Here is a 14,178-nt window from a genome sequence, read left to right on the forward strand (position 1 = left end):
GAGGCAGCCGGCGCGCGGCGTGCGACTTGGCAGGCTGGCGAGGCTTGGCTGCATCCGGGATCCCGGCTCTTTAGATCTAGAAGACCTCGATATCGCCGCTGCGAGCGTTGACTTGCGGTCGGCTCTGGCGGAACGATCGGCGCAGATCATCAGCGCCAGCTGTGGCGTGAGCTGCACAGAAGGCCAGAGGCTCAATGCATCAATCGACATATGGCAAGTCCCTCGACCTTCCTGCGCTGTGCGCGGCGGAGCGGCTTTTCATCTGGGGATTTCGGGCCAAGGCACGCAGCGGAAGCGCCGTTCCGACTGCGGCCGATATCCAGCAAGTGTACGACCACTTTCGCGTGGGCGACGCCGTGCCGTCGCTAGAATCCATCATCGAGATCTTCGCGTGCACGGCGCATACGGCCATCGAAGTTCATTGTCCGACCTGTCCGAAGATGTCGGACAGCGAGCACGGAATCTTGCGGGCGATCGCCGCGGCACAACAGGAACGCATCGACGTCGCGCGCGAGCAGTTCGAGAGCTGGTTGCCGCCGGTCGGTGCCGATTGGGCTCTCGCGCCCGTGCGGGGGCTTGCAACGATCTTCCGCATGGCCGGCCTCATCCTGCCCGACCGACACGTTCAGTCTTTCGACCATGACCGGACGATGGCAATGAAGAGCTGGCTGGTCGGAAGTCCCACGCTGCACTGACGGGATCGTTCATGCTCCACGATACGTGCGGTTCTGCGCCAGTCGAAACAGCCGGCCAGCCGCGGCTCTGTCCGCTCCAGGCCGCGCTTGCGGCGCGTCCCTGCGTCGAGAGCTACGATGAATTTTCCCGCGTTGCGCTGTCGCTGTTCCGATTCATCGGAGCGGCCTATACGACCGGCGCCTCCGATTGCTGGGAAGCGGCCTATCGCTTCGCCGACGAGGCGCCGGGCATCGCCGACAGTCCGCTGCTGGTGGCGCGCGCTGCTGCGCTCGTCAGGATCCTGCGCAGCGGCCGGCCGTGCGAACTGTGCTTCATGCCGCCCTCGTGCCGGCGCCTGTCGCAGGACGAGGCGGAATTGATGCGACTGCTGGCGGTCGCACGCCGCAACCAGCCGGGCGAACTCGAATCCATCGTTTGCCAGTACGTCGGGAACGAGAACGAGATCGCGACGACGCGGGCCGTCAACGCGCTTGCCTTGTGCTGACGCTTTGATGGGTTCTAGTCGCATCTCAAGCGACCTTGCGCTATCAACATCGCCATGGAGACGCAGTGTTCGATGCCCTCCATAAAACCTCCAGACGGCCCCAGGGATCACCACCGCTGGGGTCGTCGTTTTGCGGCCTGGCCTAACCGCCCTTCTTGCCAAGCACGAGATCGATGGTGTGAGCCGCGATCTTGCGCAGCTGCGGCTCGTCGCCGAAGGCACGTTCGAGCACGCCAAGGCCGCGCGTCACCGTGATGATATGCAGCGCTGCGGCCGCGGGATTGCCATTGAACTCGCCGCGCTCTGCGCCTGCCGCCAACGTCTCTTGAACCAGCATGGTGATGCGCGAGATGAGGCCCGCAAAGGCCTGACGCGCGTCTTCATCCAAGCCCTCCCCTTCGGCCGCGCCGAGCTCCATCAATCCGCGCGTGGTCGGACATCCCCGCGGCGGCGAGCCCGAGCGGAAGTTGGTGATGGTCAGGTCGAAGAACGCGGTAAGGCGTTTTCGCAGTGAGCCCGCGCCGAGCGCCTTTTGCAGGGCGAGGAGATAATCGCCCGCATAACGCTCATAGGCCTGGAGGAACAGCGCCTCCTTGCTGCCGAAGGCATTGTAGAGGCTGCCGCGCTGAACACCGGCATCGCGCGCGATGTCCGACAGCGACGTGCCGCGCACGCCCTTGCGCCAGAACTGGTCGAACGCGATACGCAGGACGTCGTCGTGGTCGAATTCGCGCGGCCTCAAATCCTGCTCCTCGGTACGGCAAAAATATTTGACACGATGTCAATAACGTGTTTTCTCGACATCGTGTCAAAAACTAATTGGGATTGATAGCCCGTTCCGTCAATGGGCCCAACGGCCGGCGCTTGCGTGCGCCCTGGCCGATCGGGCTCGCATGCCAAAAGGGACCCGCCCATGCCTCTCCTTCACATCTCGATGCGCGCCGGCAAACCGGAAGCCTATCGGCAGGCGATCCTCGATGGTTTGTACCGCGCCATGCGCGAGGCACTGAACGTGCCCGAGGGCGACGAGTTCATGACCATCAGCGAGCATGACGCCTCGAACTTCCGCTGCGGCAATGCCTATGGCGTCAAACGCAGCGACGACGCCGTGCTGATCCAGATCACCGTGTTCGCTTCGCGCACGGCGGAGCAGAAGATGGTGCTGTACCGGCGGATCGCAGACCTACTCGGCGAAAACCCGGGCATCCGGCCGGAGGACGTGTTCGTCAACGTGCTCGATGCCCCCGCGGAGAACTGGTCCGTCGGAAACGGCATCGCGCAATTCGCGTGAAGTGAGGGGCGTGCTTCTGGCGTGATCGCTTGCTTCACCCACCCGCAACGCACGCCGCCATGATCCCGTCGAGCTCGGCCTTCGAGAGCACACCGAGCTCGGTGATGAAGACGATCCGCGATCGCGGCACGCCTTCCGCCGGTGCACCGCCCGTCGCGAGCGTCGCGCGGCCGGCGGCGAACTGAAACACCATCTGGCGCCCGGGTTGCTCGACGGTCTCGAACAGGCCTTTTGCGCGCGCAAGCTTTGGCGCCAGGCGGCCGATCGCCGGCTGCAGGCGCTGCAGCGACAGCGGCTGATCCGAGGTCCAGCTCAGCGTCTCGAAGCGCTCCTCGGACGGCCGTCGTGGTCCAGGGTCGCGCGGCGCGGGCGCGCGATCAACAGCCGCGGGGAACAACAGCGCGGACGGAATCTCGCCGTGCCTGGCATCGACCACCACGGCGGGGACACGCTGCGCGCGGATGGCTTCGCGCATGCGGGCGCCTGCGCTCTCGTCCGCCAGATCGAGCTTGCTCAGCGCCACGATATCGGCGGCGCGCAGCTGCGACCGCATCAGCGCATCATCCAGGGCCGCAGGTAGCGTCGCCGCATCCATCACGCAGAGCACCGTTTCCAGCGGCGCCTCGCGCAGGATCACGGGGTCCATCAGGTTGCGGACGATGTCGGCGGGATCGGCGACGCCGCTGGTCTCGATGACGATATATTCGGGCTTCGGATCGCGCCGAAGCAGCGTCGAGAGCGTGCGCAGGAGATCGCCTTCGAGCGAGCAGCAGATGCAGCCATTGGCGAGGCTGACCACGCCGTCGCTCGCGCCCGCGATCAACTCCGCGTCGATGTTGATCGCGCCGAAATCGTTGACGATTGCCGCGATACGCCGTCCCTCCGCGTTCGCCAGCAGATGGTTGACGACCGTGGTCTTGCCCGCCCCCAGAAAGCCCGTCACCAGGAGAATGGGGACCGGCATGGGATCAGCCCTCGACGACGGGGCGACGCACGGGGCGGCCGGGCCGCGCCGCCACGTCCAGCACGCCATCGCTGATCAGCGGCTGGCCGCTGACGATCAGATGCCGCACGCCGTCCGAGGGGCGGTTCATCGCCGTGAAGGTCGCGCGGTCCGAGAGCTTCTCGTAGTCGAACACGACGATGTCGGCATCGGCGTCCTTGGCAAGGCGGCCCTTGGCCCGCATCGCGGGCGTGCTTTGCGAAAGGATCTCTGCGGGGATCAGCGCGCATTTGCGCACGCCTTCGAGCAGCGACACGGCCTTGCGCTCGCGCACCCATTCGCGGATGAACTTCGTGAAGCAGCCGGCCGAGCGCGGATGCGAGGTGGCGTCATCCGGCAGCGGCCAGGCATCGCCGGTGTAGGTCTTGCCGTCCGACGTCGTCCACGGCATCGCATCGGACGCGATCGCGCCGCCGGGATACAGCACCGACATATCGAGCAGATCGCGATGATGCGCATTGTTGTCGGTATCGAGGATGTGCCAGAGCACCAGCGAGGACGGCTCTTCGGCTTGCGCCTTCAGCAGCTCCTCGCGATCGCGGAAGCGGTGACCGTCGGTCACGCGCTGCACTGAATCGTAACCGGTGCCGTTGCGCTCGACGAACTGGGGATCACTGAAGAAGGCCGCGGCCAGCACGGTCGAGCCGGTACCGTAGGGATAGGCTTCGACCGTGATGGGCAAGCCCTGCGCCTGCGCCTTTTCGACCAGCACGCGGCAGCGTTCGATATCCGTCTTGCTCGACGAGTTGAAATGGCAGATGTGCATGTGCGCGCCGGTGGCGCCGGCATAGCCGATCAGGCGGATATAGGCTTCCGCGGCGCTTTCGGGGTCGACGCGCGACATGTAGGCGACGTGGGTGAAGGTCGGCACGTCCTGCCTGGCCGCGAGCTGGCAGACCGCGGTCAGCTCCTGCACGCCGGCGCCCGGCGCATAGGCGTTCAGGATGCCGATGCCGATGCCGCCCTCGTTCAGGCCGCGCGAAAGACGCTCGAGGATGCCGGCGACCTCCGCATCGCTGGCGACGTTGTCCATCCAGCGGCGATCGCGCATGGCGTTGCCGAACGCTTCCAGCGAGCTCTCCGCATTCGAGCCGGTCATCGCGCCGATGCGCGCAAAGGCCCAGTTGGTGGCGGCGCCGTAGTTCAGCACGCGTCCCTTCCGCGCCTGGCGCTCATACCAGGAGGCGACCGGCAGCACGCCGGCCTCGAGATCAAGCGTCGTCGTCACGCCGTCGAACGCCTGCATGCGGTCGGCCGGGATCGACTGGCCATGCGCGTGCAGGTCGATGAAGCCCGGCGCGACCACGAGCCCCGTCGCGTCGATCACCCGCTCGGCGCCGCCGAGGCCCGTGCCGACGCCGGCGATCTTGCCGTCCATCACCGCTACATCACCGATGGCGTCCATTCCGCTCGCGGGATCCACCACCCGGCCGCCAGAGATCACCAAACCGCTCATGTCGTCACTCCGCATGCTATTGCCAGAACCTCCGAAAGCCCTGCAGAAGCTCCGGAGGCGCGGAGCGCATAGTGCAGATTTTGGGGAGAACGACTACCGGCACTGATGCCGATGCTGCATGCGCTCGCGACCTCGCGGCGTGCCTTGCCCGAAGGGCAACGGCCCAACAAACCTCCGGTAGAATGATGGAAAAGATCTCTATAAGGTTGTCGTCGCGGCAGGTCGCGTTGCCTGCGTCGGGATCATCGGCCAAGTGTGTCGTGCAAGGGAGCGAAATGTCTGCAATGTCAAATCAGGGCCTGCGCATCAGCTGCAGGGCAGCTTTGATCATCTCCATCGTCGTCTCGGCGGCAAGCGCGTTTGCGGCCACCCCACAAGACCTGAACGATTGTCAGGACAGCACCGATGTCCCGCGCATGATGGCAGCGTGCAGCAGCCTCTCCCAGGACGCCAGACTACCTCCCGGTGCAAGATCCATGGCATTGCTCAAGCATGGCTTCGGAAATTTTGCACTCGGCAACATGGATGCGGCTGAAGCCGACTTCACCGAGGCGGTCAGGCTCAACCCGAAGAACAACTACGCTCATCACGAGCTGGGACTGACCTTGGCCAAAAAGGGCGACACCACACGCGCAATCGCTTCGCTCACCGAGGCCATCAATCTTGATCCCTCAGGTGCCGCAAGCCGGTTCATTCGCGGGCAGATTTATATGTCCGAGGACAGGCTGGACGAGGCGATCCGGGATTTCACCGATGCCATCAGGCTTGGACCCGACAAGAACACCACCTTTGCCAAAGACCAGGAGGTGAGTCGTCCGGAGGCCGATCGCGTCGCGACTGACTACTACGCGGCCCGGGGAGATGCGTACTATCGGAGAGGCGATTTCAGGGATGCCGCTTCGGACTACGACCGGGAGGCGCGGTTTTCCGATCCCGATGGCTACGGCGTGATTTGGGGATCGGTGGCGCGGATGCAGGGACGATCTGCCGATGCCGGCATCGCGCTGTCCGCTGCACTCGACAAGGGCCAGCTCAGGGATTGGCCGAGAACCGTCGGCGAATTGCTTGTCGGCCGGATCACGCCCGCCGCAGCCCTGGCTTCGGCCAGGAATTCAGATCAAACTTGCGAGGCACACTATTACGCTGGGATCGCTCAGCTCAAGAGCAAAGATACAGTGGCGGCCCGGAACGAGTTTGCAGCCGCGCGAGACGGATGCCCGACCTCGTTTCGAGAGTATCGTGCCGCCATTGCCGACCTGAAGCGATTGCAGGCGCAGTGATCGCGCCTTCGCCTGCAACATGTTTGCTAGCGACTTGGCGTCGAAGCTACCGACCTTGCCCGCCGTGGCCGTGCCATCGACTACGGGGGCAATCGCTGCTCAGCGATTACCTGAACCGGCGGAAAGGTAACGCAATCTGCCACGTCGAACAGCACTTCCATGCTTCGATCAAACGATCGCGCAAAAGCAATCGCGTCATCACGCCGCTCATCGGCGATGCGCAAGCCGAGCGTACAATGCGGCGTCCATGCCCCGGGCCGGTAATGAGGGCGGCAATGCGCCGGGTCGATTGCGGCGCTGACCGAGCTGTGGATGCGGGTTAGCGCCTCATTGGAGCTCGGCTCCGCCCAGAGAACGAGAGGCGAGCCTGCGAACCAACGAATCCGTTTGAACTCGATGCGAAATTGCGCTTCGCCAGCAACGGCCGCCAGCATGGCGGCCCATGCTATCTTTTCGTCGATCGCAGGCGAGTCGTAGATCGCAAATGTAAAATGTGGCCGATAGCCAAGGGCGCGCATCGAGGGCTCGACTTCGAACGCTACGACCTGATCCCACAGCCGCTCGATCTCACTTGCTGAATTGTTATCGGCTCGAACGTTGATCGCCAATGCCACAAGCGCTCACCCAGCGGGGGGAACAATCAAATCGAGATCAAGGGAAGGTAGCTTCAAGGCAATGGCGCTCCCTAGGGGAATCGAACCCCTGTTTCAGCCTTGAGAGGGCCGCGTCCTAACCGCTAGACGAAGGGAGCGTGAGGGACAGGACATAGCCGCGAATTTTGTCGGCGGCAAGCCTCGATCGGGGGCGAGAACCCCGGATATGCACGGTCAATGCGGCTTAGGCTTAATTGCGCGGCGGGCCGCCGCGCGCCCTACGAAACCGCCGGGAACACTCACGGCTGCTTCAGTTTCTCGATCGCCGCAGCGCCCGCGGCCGGCTCAAGGCGGAACAGGCCCGCGCCCGCAAAGGCGGATTTGAACGGCGATGAGGAGCGGATCTGCTGGCCGCTGCTGCCGGCGACGGCCTGGTTGAGCAGGTCCTGGCCGATGGCGCCTGTCCGCTGCGTCCCGACGCCGAAATAATACGTCTTGCCGGCCTCGACGGGGACCTCGACCTCATAGTCCGTCATCGACATCTTCATGTGGGAAGCGATCTTGTGGACGCCCGGCGGCCGGTCGACGAAGAAGAACGTCCCCATGTCGACCTTACCGACGGACTTGCCGTCGATCAGGATTTCCGACGAGGCCGCCATTCCGCCCATCGCGCCGAAAATGCCCTTCTCGCGCAAGAAATAGAGCCGTGCGTTCCGCGAGCCCGTTGGCTTGGCCTGCGCCGCGGGTTGTTTGGCCGGCGCGGCAAGTCCAGCCTGCCTGGCTGGCGCTGTGGGCTGCTTGGCCGGCTCTGCGAGCGCCGCAAATCCAGCGCATCCGTACGACCCGACAACGAGTGCAATTGCGACGACGCGCGACTTGATACGTCCCATTCCCAGTCCCAGCCCAACTTCCCAAGCCCGAGAGCTAAATCAGAAGTTGCGCGGCAAGACAAACTGGACCGGAGAACGATCAACAGCCGCGGCCAGCCCTACGGCTCATTGGCAAATTTCAGCTTTCCGGCCGGCTTCAGGGTGTGGGCGTCGAAAGTGCGGATCTCGATGACCCCGCCAACGTCCAGCGTGACCACGAGGCGGTCGCCGGCGACCCCGGTCGAGACGATCCTGGCGCCCTTGGGCAGGGCGGCGGTGACGTCGCCGGCCATTTCGGACGCCCTTCCCTCCGACTTGAAAAGGCGGTAGCCCACCGCGATCAGGACGGCGCAGATTGCCAGCGCCGTGGTCAACCCCGCGATCAGCATCATCCGCCGCACCCGCGCGAACAGCGCGGCCTGCTCGGGGCTCGGTTCGGGAACAGCGGTATCAGACGTCGTCATGGATAGCTCAGGCTCTGCGCAAAGGTTGGAAGTTGTCGTCGCCGGCGACGAGGGCTCGGCTCGGCTTGACCGCGTGCTGGCGGCGCACCTCACCGACCTGTCGCGATCGAGGCTGAAAGCCCTGATTTTGGCGGGCGCGGTGAGCCTCAAGGACGCCGCGATCCGCGACCCCGCTTATCACGTCACATCCGGCGATACGATCACAATCGACGTGCCGGAGGCGGCCCCGCCGGAGCCCAAGGGTGAGGATATCGCCCTCGATATCGTGTTCGAGGACGACGACATCGTCGTCCTCAACAAGCCGAAGGGCCTCGTCGTGCACCCCGCGGCCGGGCACGAGACCGGCACGCTGGTCAACGCGCTGATCGCCCATTGCGGCGGCTCGCTCTCCGGCATCGGCGGGGTACGCCGGCCCGGCATCGTGCACCGGCTCGACAAGGACACGACCGGGCTGATGGTAGTCGCCAAGAACGACCTCGCCCATGCCTCGCTCACCGCGCAATTCGCCGACCACGGCCGGACGGGCGCGATGCGCCGCGGCTACATGGCCTTCGCCTGGGGGCTGCCGGGACGCCACCGCGGCACCGTCGATGCGCCGATCGACCGCCACCCGTATGCGCGCGAGAAGATGGCGGTGCGCCAGGGCGGCCGCGAGGCGGTGACGCATTGGGAGCTTCTGGAGAGTTTTGCGGGGCGTGACGGCAAGCCGATCGCCTCCCTGCTCGCCTGCGAGCTCGAGACCGGACGCACCCACCAGATCCGCGTCCACCTCGCCCATATTGGCCATCCCCTGATGGGCGACGCCGTCTATGGCCCGCACTTCAAGACCAAGGCGAACCACCTCGGCCCGGAGTCGCAGGCGACTCTGGCCACGCTTGGACGGCAGGCCCTGCATGCCTATTTGCTGGTATTGGAGCACCCGAGAACCGGAGAATTACTCCACTGGGAAGCGCCTCTGCCGAAGGATTTGCTTCTCCTTCAGGGCGCTCTGAAAGCGGCGCTATGACGCAGGCCACCTTGGAAAAGCGTTACATTACAAAAAGTTATAGCTGCCACACGGGGACGTGACGTCAGCAATCCTTCCCTTTTTGACCCCCCTTGGGGTATATTGCGCTTGCGTTGGAAATGACCAACGGAACATCGCAGCTACGGCCGGCTTTAACACAGCGGTCGTCTGCCTGGCCCGCCGCTATCGGGGGCCTGAACCTTGGAGGGCTTCATCATGGCCCGTACCGCTGCTTTGCCGGTCCTCAATGGAGAATCCGGCCTTTCTCGCTACCTCGCCGAGATCCGCAAGTTCCCGATGCTGGAACCCCAGCAGGAATACATGCTCGCCAAGCGTTGGCGTGAGCATGACGATCGCGACGCGGCGCACCAACTCGTCACCAGCCATCTCCGCCTCGTGGCCAAGATCGCCATGGGCTATCGCGGCTACGGCCTGCCGATCTCCGAGGTCGTCTCGGAAGGCAATGTCGGCCTCATGCAAGCGGTGAAGCGTTTCGAACCCGAAAAGGGGTTCCGTCTCGCCACCTACGCGATGTGGTGGATCAAGGCGTCGATTCAAGAGTACATCCTGCGTTCCTGGTCGCTCGTGAAGATGGGCACCACCGCGAACCAGAAGAAGCTGTTCTTCAACCTGCGCAAGGCGAAGAGCAAGATCAACGCGCTGGACGAGGGCGATCTCCGCCCCGACCAGGTGAAGATCATTGCCAAGCGCCTCGGCGTCACCGATCAGGACGTGATCGACATGAACCGTCGCCTCGGTGGTGACGCGTCGCTCAACGCTCCGATCCGCGATGACGGCGAAGCCGGCGAATGGCAGGACTGGCTGGTCGACAACACGCCCAACCAGGAAGCCATGCTGGCCGAGCACGAGGAGTATGACGAACGCCGTGACGCGCTGAACGGCGCCATGGGCGTGCTCAACCCGCGCGAACGCCGCATCTTCGAGGCGCGCCGCCTCGCCGATGAGCCGATGACGCTGGAAGACCTTGCCGCCGAGTTCGGCGTGTCGCGCGAGCGCGTCCGCCAGATCGAAGTCCGCGCCTTCGAAAAGGTGCAGGCCGCGGTCAAGGGCACGATCGCACGGGCGGAACAGGCCGCGCTGGAAGCCGCGCATTAAGCGGGCTCTTCTCGCGGTAGATATTGGCGGATCGACAAGAGACAGAAAGCCGGCGGCAACGCCGGCTTTTTGTTTGTGGCGATGCTCTGTTTGAGTGATCCGCCGTGCTTTCTCTGCGCGATGCGAAGCGCGCCGCACTCGCTGTCATGCCCCGGCTTGAACCGGTACCGGCAGCGAGATCTCGAACGCAGGCCCCTGGAATACTGGATCGCCCGGTTGAACCGGGCGATGACAGCGGTGGTTGTGGCGGAAGGTCCTGCCAAGTGAGACCGCCGTCACAGTCTCCTTCCCCTGGCCGACGTAGAACCGGGCTTGCCTTGAACCCGCGCGTCCGGTCGACCGACCCAGAATGATCGGGCCGGCGGCCTCAACTGAACGGACACCAACCGTGTCGATCATCCTGCAATCCACCGTCGGCGGCTTCTCCGCCCAGTTCATGCGCAAGCTGCCGCTGGTCGAGCAGGCGATGCGCGAGCACGGGCTCGATCCCGCAGAGTTCGTCATCTCCAAGGACTATGCCTCGACCGCGACGATCCCGCTCATGGGCCCGTTCTTCTATAATTACAGCGTGTTCTTCGGCGACGAACAATTCACCGTCACCGAGCCGAACGACATGGTGTTCCTGGACTACTTCTTCAAACGCGTGCTGGCGTCGGACGGCCCGCCGGAATTGCCACGGCGGCCGGGATTGATGCGACGGCTGTTCGGCTGGATGGCGCAGCCGGTTTAGCTCGTCATTCCGGAGCGCGTCATGAATGCTTCCCGCTCAATCGTCCTTGTCGATCACGCTTGCCGCAGGACGATTGCTGATGTATGTGCTGCCGCCCGGCGCGCTATCGCGCCTTTGTTGTTCAGCGCAACCAAGGGAGGCGGCATGAAAAGTAGATCGATACGTTCTGACCGCCGAACTCTTTGATCGGCAATCGGTCATAAGCTGAACGCCGCTTCGCGCGCTGTTCTCCATTCATTGCATCTGGCTGCGAGGGGCGCGACGCAACAAGGCGTCGCGCCGTGTCGTCATGCATTTGCGGTTCGTTACACCGCTCATCCACCCGCACAGTCGCGTGGAGAGCGGCTTCTTTCGTGCGTCCTGGTATGTCCAGCGAAACAACTGTCCGGACTGGATCCGGCATGAGCTCTCGGACCAGTTCAATTGGTTCGCGCAGCATCTGCCGCTTCCTGGACGCATCGCGCGTCACTTCAAGCGGCGCGATTCGATCTGGGGCATTTGCTGGTTCGATCCTCAAGCCCGCGAGGCTGTCAGCTGCGCGCGCTACTGCGCTTGGCTGCTCGAGGAGGGCGGCCTGCCGGTGCGCACGATTACAACCTCACGCCAGCGCGAAGTGATCTGGCGCGACGCGCACCAGATCGTCACGAAGCCTTCCGCCGATCTTCCCACGGCATTCCCCTGAGCCCGGGAAGACCGGTGGACTTAGGATGGCGATGAGAGCCGATAGCGATCGCTCTCGATGGCCGTCCGGCACCGGAGGTTTCGGCCTTCGGTTGCCGGACGCGCCTGCTCGTCACTCCCCCCAAGTCCGCGCCAGCGTCGCGAGCCAACAGCCTTCGCAATAGCGGGCGTCCTTGTAGTCGATCCAGTTGTGCGCATAGACGTGGTCGAGCGGGATGCCGTAGCGCGCGCGCAGCACCTTCACGAGGATCTTCCATGCCGCGACCTGCGCCTCGGTCGGGCCTGTGGTGACATCCGGATAGTTGCCGGCGAACTCGACGCCGATCGAGTTGTCGCGCACGACCTGGCGATAGGTCGATCTGTTGTCGATGTACTTGTTGTCGTTACGGTTGGCGCCGTCGCCATGGGTCGGCACCAGGTTCTCGGCGACCGCCCAATAGACCGTGCCGTCGGTCTCGACCCACACGGTGACGCCGCGGCGCGTCGGGTTCTTCGACTGCTCCGCCGCGCCGCCGCGCGCCGAGCCTGTCGGCCCCTCGGTCTGGTGCACGATGATGTTGCGCCAGGGATGGGCGTCGCGGACATCGCCCCATGGCGCGAGCCAGACCATTTTCAGGCCGGGAATGTCAGGCGTGCCGGAGACGCGCGCGATCTTCGCGAGTTCGGCGTCCGTTGCGGCGGCTGGGGTGAGCAGAAGAAGGGCGGCGAGAAAAGTCGCGAGCAGGCGGAATATCATCATACGGGTCCAAGGCGGACCCAATCCTAGCAGGCTTTATGCGAATTTGCGCGTGGCCTCGCCGAGCCCGGGCCGCTCAGGCGAGAGCGGCGGAGCCGGATCGTAGACGGCAAAGTCGTTCTTGCCGTTTTTCTTGGCGGCATAGAGGGCGTGGTCGGCATGGGCGATGAGGCGGTCCGGAAACTGGCCGATGCCGCGGTCCCATTCGGCAACGCCGATCGAGATCGCGATCGGGATGTCCCTGGTTGTACAGGCCGCGGCGTCCTGGCGGCAGACCTCGAGCACGCGGCGGGCGATCGCGGCAGCCTCGCGCAGGGACGAGGACGGCAGCACGACGCAGAACTCGTCGCCACCGGTGCGGGCCAGCATGTCGCCCGGCCGCAGCCGCGTTTGCGCCATCAGGGTGAAGTGCCGCAAGCAGGCATCGCCCGCGGCGTGACCATGGGAGTCATTGATGGCCTTGAAGCCGTCGAGATCGATCACCAGCAGCGAGAACGGCTCGCCGCTGCGCTCAGACCGGGCGCATTCCTCGGACAGGCGCTGCAACAAATGGCGCCGGTTGGCGACGCCCGTGAGATCGTCAAGCAGCGCGAGGTCGGCGACCTCGTTGCGCAGGCGATCCATCGCCATCAGCAGGAAGCCGAAATTGAGCGTCATCGACAGGAACAGGAGGCCCAGCACCATGACGCCATGAGCCTGACCGCCGGCGCGCGCCGAGAAATCGTGGCCGAGCAGATTGCCCAGCGTGCGAACCGCAAAGATCCCGATGATGGTGAGGATGACGATGCCGGACAGCCGCGCACCCGGGCTGACGCGGCCTTCCGGCGGCGCCAGGAGCAGACGCAGCGCCAGCACCAGCGGCAAGGCCTGGCCGAGCGTGTAGCTGAGCATGCGCAGCTGCATGTGCTCGAAGCCGACCATGAAGAACACGACGCCGGCGAGGCTTAGCACCCCCGTTGCGGCCATGACGCGCCATGAGACCGGCCGGTCATAGAAGCGCTGAATGCCCATGGCGGCGAGGCAGCTCGCCGCGATGATACCGGCAGCGCCGACAAGAAGCGGCAGGGGAGAGGCGACGAACAGGCGGACCAGGGCTGTCATCGCGCCGGCGGCGCCGACGAACGACGATGCCATCCAGAATCGCGCCGCTGCAAATTTCGGATAGGAGCGCGTCACGTAGGCCCAGATCAGGCCAAGCGCCAGGAAGTTGACGACGAAGACCGTCCAGAGTGTCGGTACGTTCAGCATGGCGCGTGCGGCACGCGCAGCGTCGCCCCCCCCGTCTCTGGCAGCCGTTCGTCCATGACCCTTCCCCGCGTTCTTGCGGGGAAGAATGCGCGGATTGCACTTAACGGAACCTCACTGCGATCTGCGAAAGCTCGCCCTTGGTTTTGGATTCATGAACAGTGCGCCGCGATTATCGGATCGTTAGGCATGTCGCGGCCTCCCTGCGCGGCCACGCCGATGCGCATTGCGATGCGGATTCGCGGGCAAAAATCACCCGAAAATGCATCTGAGCTGTGGATAACGTAATGACACAGATGTGACAGCACGGGGCAGCCGCCCGCGAATCTGCTGAGTTTGTGGTCGAGGATGTTGCGAGGCTGGCCCTCCGCCGAGCATCCCTCGTGTCGCGTTTAACCATGAACCCTTGAGAGGATACTATGGCTAAGAAAGCGAAGAAGGCGAAGAAGGCGACGAAGAAAAAGGCCAAGAAGGCCGCGAAGAAGAAGTAGCCAGCATGTTCTTTGCCCGGGTGGAGCCTCGCTCCGC

The 14,178-nt window shown here is 64.5% G+C and carries 16 protein-coding genes and 1 tRNA gene; 8 read left to right on the forward strand and 9 right to left on the reverse strand.

From position 1 onward, the window contains the following. The first annotated feature begins 344 nt into the window (after nucleotides 1–344). The gene (locus AB7G19_RS35850) at nucleotides 345–695 is read left to right on the forward strand and encodes a hypothetical protein (RefSeq protein WP_244623207.1); all 351 of its coding nucleotides are present in this window, start codon (nucleotides 345–347) and stop codon (nucleotides 693–695) included. Nucleotides 696–706: 11 nt separating this feature from the next. After that, complete coding sequence (locus AB7G19_RS35855) at nucleotides 707–1,180, forward strand: hypothetical protein (RefSeq protein ID WP_135215193.1); 474 nt, start codon at nucleotides 707–709, stop codon at nucleotides 1,178–1,180. Between the two features lie 142 nt (nucleotides 1,181–1,322). On the opposite strand, the gene AB7G19_RS35860 is transcribed toward AB7G19_RS35855, so the two are convergent. Next, nucleotides 1,323–1,922: a TetR/AcrR family transcriptional regulator gene (locus AB7G19_RS35860; RefSeq protein ID WP_063985470.1), complete on the reverse strand. Its 600-nt coding sequence runs from the start codon at nucleotides 1,920–1,922 to the stop codon at nucleotides 1,323–1,325. A gap of 171 nt (nucleotides 1,923–2,093) precedes the next feature. Here AB7G19_RS35860 and AB7G19_RS35865 point away from each other — a divergent pair, with 171 nt between their 5' ends. Continuing rightward, nucleotides 2,094–2,471 (forward strand): tautomerase family protein, encoded by a 378-nt coding sequence (locus AB7G19_RS35865; RefSeq protein WP_085400479.1) that lies wholly within the window; start codon nucleotides 2,094–2,096, stop codon nucleotides 2,469–2,471. Nucleotides 2,472–2,505: 34 nt separating this feature from the next. Here AB7G19_RS35865 and AB7G19_RS35870 read toward each other — a convergent pair whose 3' ends face one another. Together AB7G19_RS35870 and AB7G19_RS35875 are read right to left on the reverse strand one after the other, a co-directional pair. After that, a complete protein-coding gene (locus AB7G19_RS35870; RefSeq protein WP_085400477.1) occupies nucleotides 2,506–3,435 on the reverse strand; it encodes a CobW family GTP-binding protein in 930 nt (309 codons plus the stop codon). Nucleotides 3,436–3,439: 4 nt separating this feature from the next. Beyond that, the gene (locus AB7G19_RS35875; RefSeq protein WP_244623205.1) at nucleotides 3,440–4,930 is read right to left on the reverse strand and encodes an amidohydrolase family protein; all 1,491 of its coding nucleotides are present in this window, start codon (nucleotides 4,928–4,930) and stop codon (nucleotides 3,440–3,442) included. Between the two features lie 284 nt (nucleotides 4,931–5,214). Here AB7G19_RS35875 and AB7G19_RS35880 point away from each other — a divergent pair, with 284 nt between their 5' ends. Next, a complete protein-coding gene (locus AB7G19_RS35880; protein ID WP_161495799.1) occupies nucleotides 5,215–6,210 on the forward strand; it encodes a tetratricopeptide repeat protein in 996 nt (331 codons plus the stop codon). Between the two features lie 80 nt (nucleotides 6,211–6,290). On the opposite strand, the gene AB7G19_RS35885 is transcribed toward AB7G19_RS35880, so the two are convergent. The 4 genes from AB7G19_RS35885 to AB7G19_RS35900 all read right to left on the reverse strand — a co-directional run bounded on the left by AB7G19_RS35885 (nucleotide 6,291) and on the right by AB7G19_RS35900 (nucleotide 8,136). Continuing rightward, on the reverse strand, nucleotides 6,291–6,824 hold the full coding sequence (locus AB7G19_RS35885; RefSeq protein WP_085400472.1) for a 2'-5' RNA ligase family protein: 534 nt from the start codon (nucleotides 6,822–6,824) through the stop codon (nucleotides 6,291–6,293). Between the two features lie 62 nt (nucleotides 6,825–6,886). Further along, nucleotides 6,887–6,961 (reverse strand) — tRNA-Glu (locus AB7G19_RS35890). A gap of 141 nt (nucleotides 6,962–7,102) precedes the next feature. Next, a complete protein-coding gene (locus tag AB7G19_RS35895) occupies nucleotides 7,103–7,693 on the reverse strand; it encodes a DUF2846 domain-containing protein (protein ID WP_085400470.1) in 591 nt (196 codons plus the stop codon). A gap of 98 nt (nucleotides 7,694–7,791) precedes the next feature. Next, nucleotides 7,792–8,136, reverse strand: coding sequence for a hypothetical protein (locus AB7G19_RS35900; protein WP_063985478.1), 345 nt, complete (start codon nucleotides 8,134–8,136; stop codon nucleotides 7,792–7,794). On the opposite strand from AB7G19_RS35900, the gene AB7G19_RS35905 reads away from it, so the two are divergent. The 4 genes from AB7G19_RS35905 to AB7G19_RS35920 all read left to right on the forward strand — a co-directional run bounded on the left by AB7G19_RS35905 (nucleotide 8,135) and on the right by AB7G19_RS35920 (nucleotide 11,670). Next, nucleotides 8,135–9,142 (forward strand): RluA family pseudouridine synthase, encoded by a 1,008-nt coding sequence (locus tag AB7G19_RS35905; RefSeq protein WP_063985479.1) that lies wholly within the window; start codon nucleotides 8,135–8,137, stop codon nucleotides 9,140–9,142. The genes AB7G19_RS35900 and AB7G19_RS35905 overlap by 2 nt on opposite strands. Nucleotides 9,143–9,358: 216 nt before the next feature. Next, nucleotides 9,359–10,258, forward strand: coding sequence for an RNA polymerase sigma factor RpoH (gene rpoH, locus AB7G19_RS35910; protein WP_014492123.1), 900 nt, complete (start codon nucleotides 9,359–9,361; stop codon nucleotides 10,256–10,258). 388 nt (nucleotides 10,259–10,646) lie between these two features. Then, nucleotides 10,647–10,988 (forward strand): hypothetical protein, encoded by a 342-nt coding sequence (locus AB7G19_RS35915; RefSeq protein WP_063985480.1) that lies wholly within the window; start codon nucleotides 10,647–10,649, stop codon nucleotides 10,986–10,988. Nucleotides 10,989–11,277: 289 nt separating this feature from the next. After that, nucleotides 11,278–11,670: a hypothetical protein gene (locus AB7G19_RS35920; protein WP_441268757.1), complete on the forward strand. Its 393-nt coding sequence runs from the start codon at nucleotides 11,278–11,280 to the stop codon at nucleotides 11,668–11,670. 111 nt (nucleotides 11,671–11,781) lie between these two features. Here the strand turns inward: AB7G19_RS35920 and AB7G19_RS35925 are convergent, their stop codons facing one another. Continuing rightward, nucleotides 11,782–12,408: a peptidoglycan recognition protein family protein gene (locus tag AB7G19_RS35925; protein WP_085400466.1), complete on the reverse strand. Its 627-nt coding sequence runs from the start codon at nucleotides 12,406–12,408 to the stop codon at nucleotides 11,782–11,784. 33 nt (nucleotides 12,409–12,441) lie between these two features. Next, nucleotides 12,442–13,653: a GGDEF domain-containing protein gene (locus tag AB7G19_RS35930; protein ID WP_085400465.1), complete on the reverse strand. Its 1,212-nt coding sequence runs from the start codon at nucleotides 13,651–13,653 to the stop codon at nucleotides 12,442–12,444. Nucleotides 13,654–14,178: the final 525 nt, after the last annotated feature.

This window comes from Bradyrhizobium sp. 215_C5_N1_1, from assembly GCF_052075935.1.
In the GTDB taxonomy this organism is placed as follows: domain Bacteria; phylum Pseudomonadota; class Alphaproteobacteria; order Rhizobiales; family Xanthobacteraceae; genus Bradyrhizobium; species Bradyrhizobium barranii.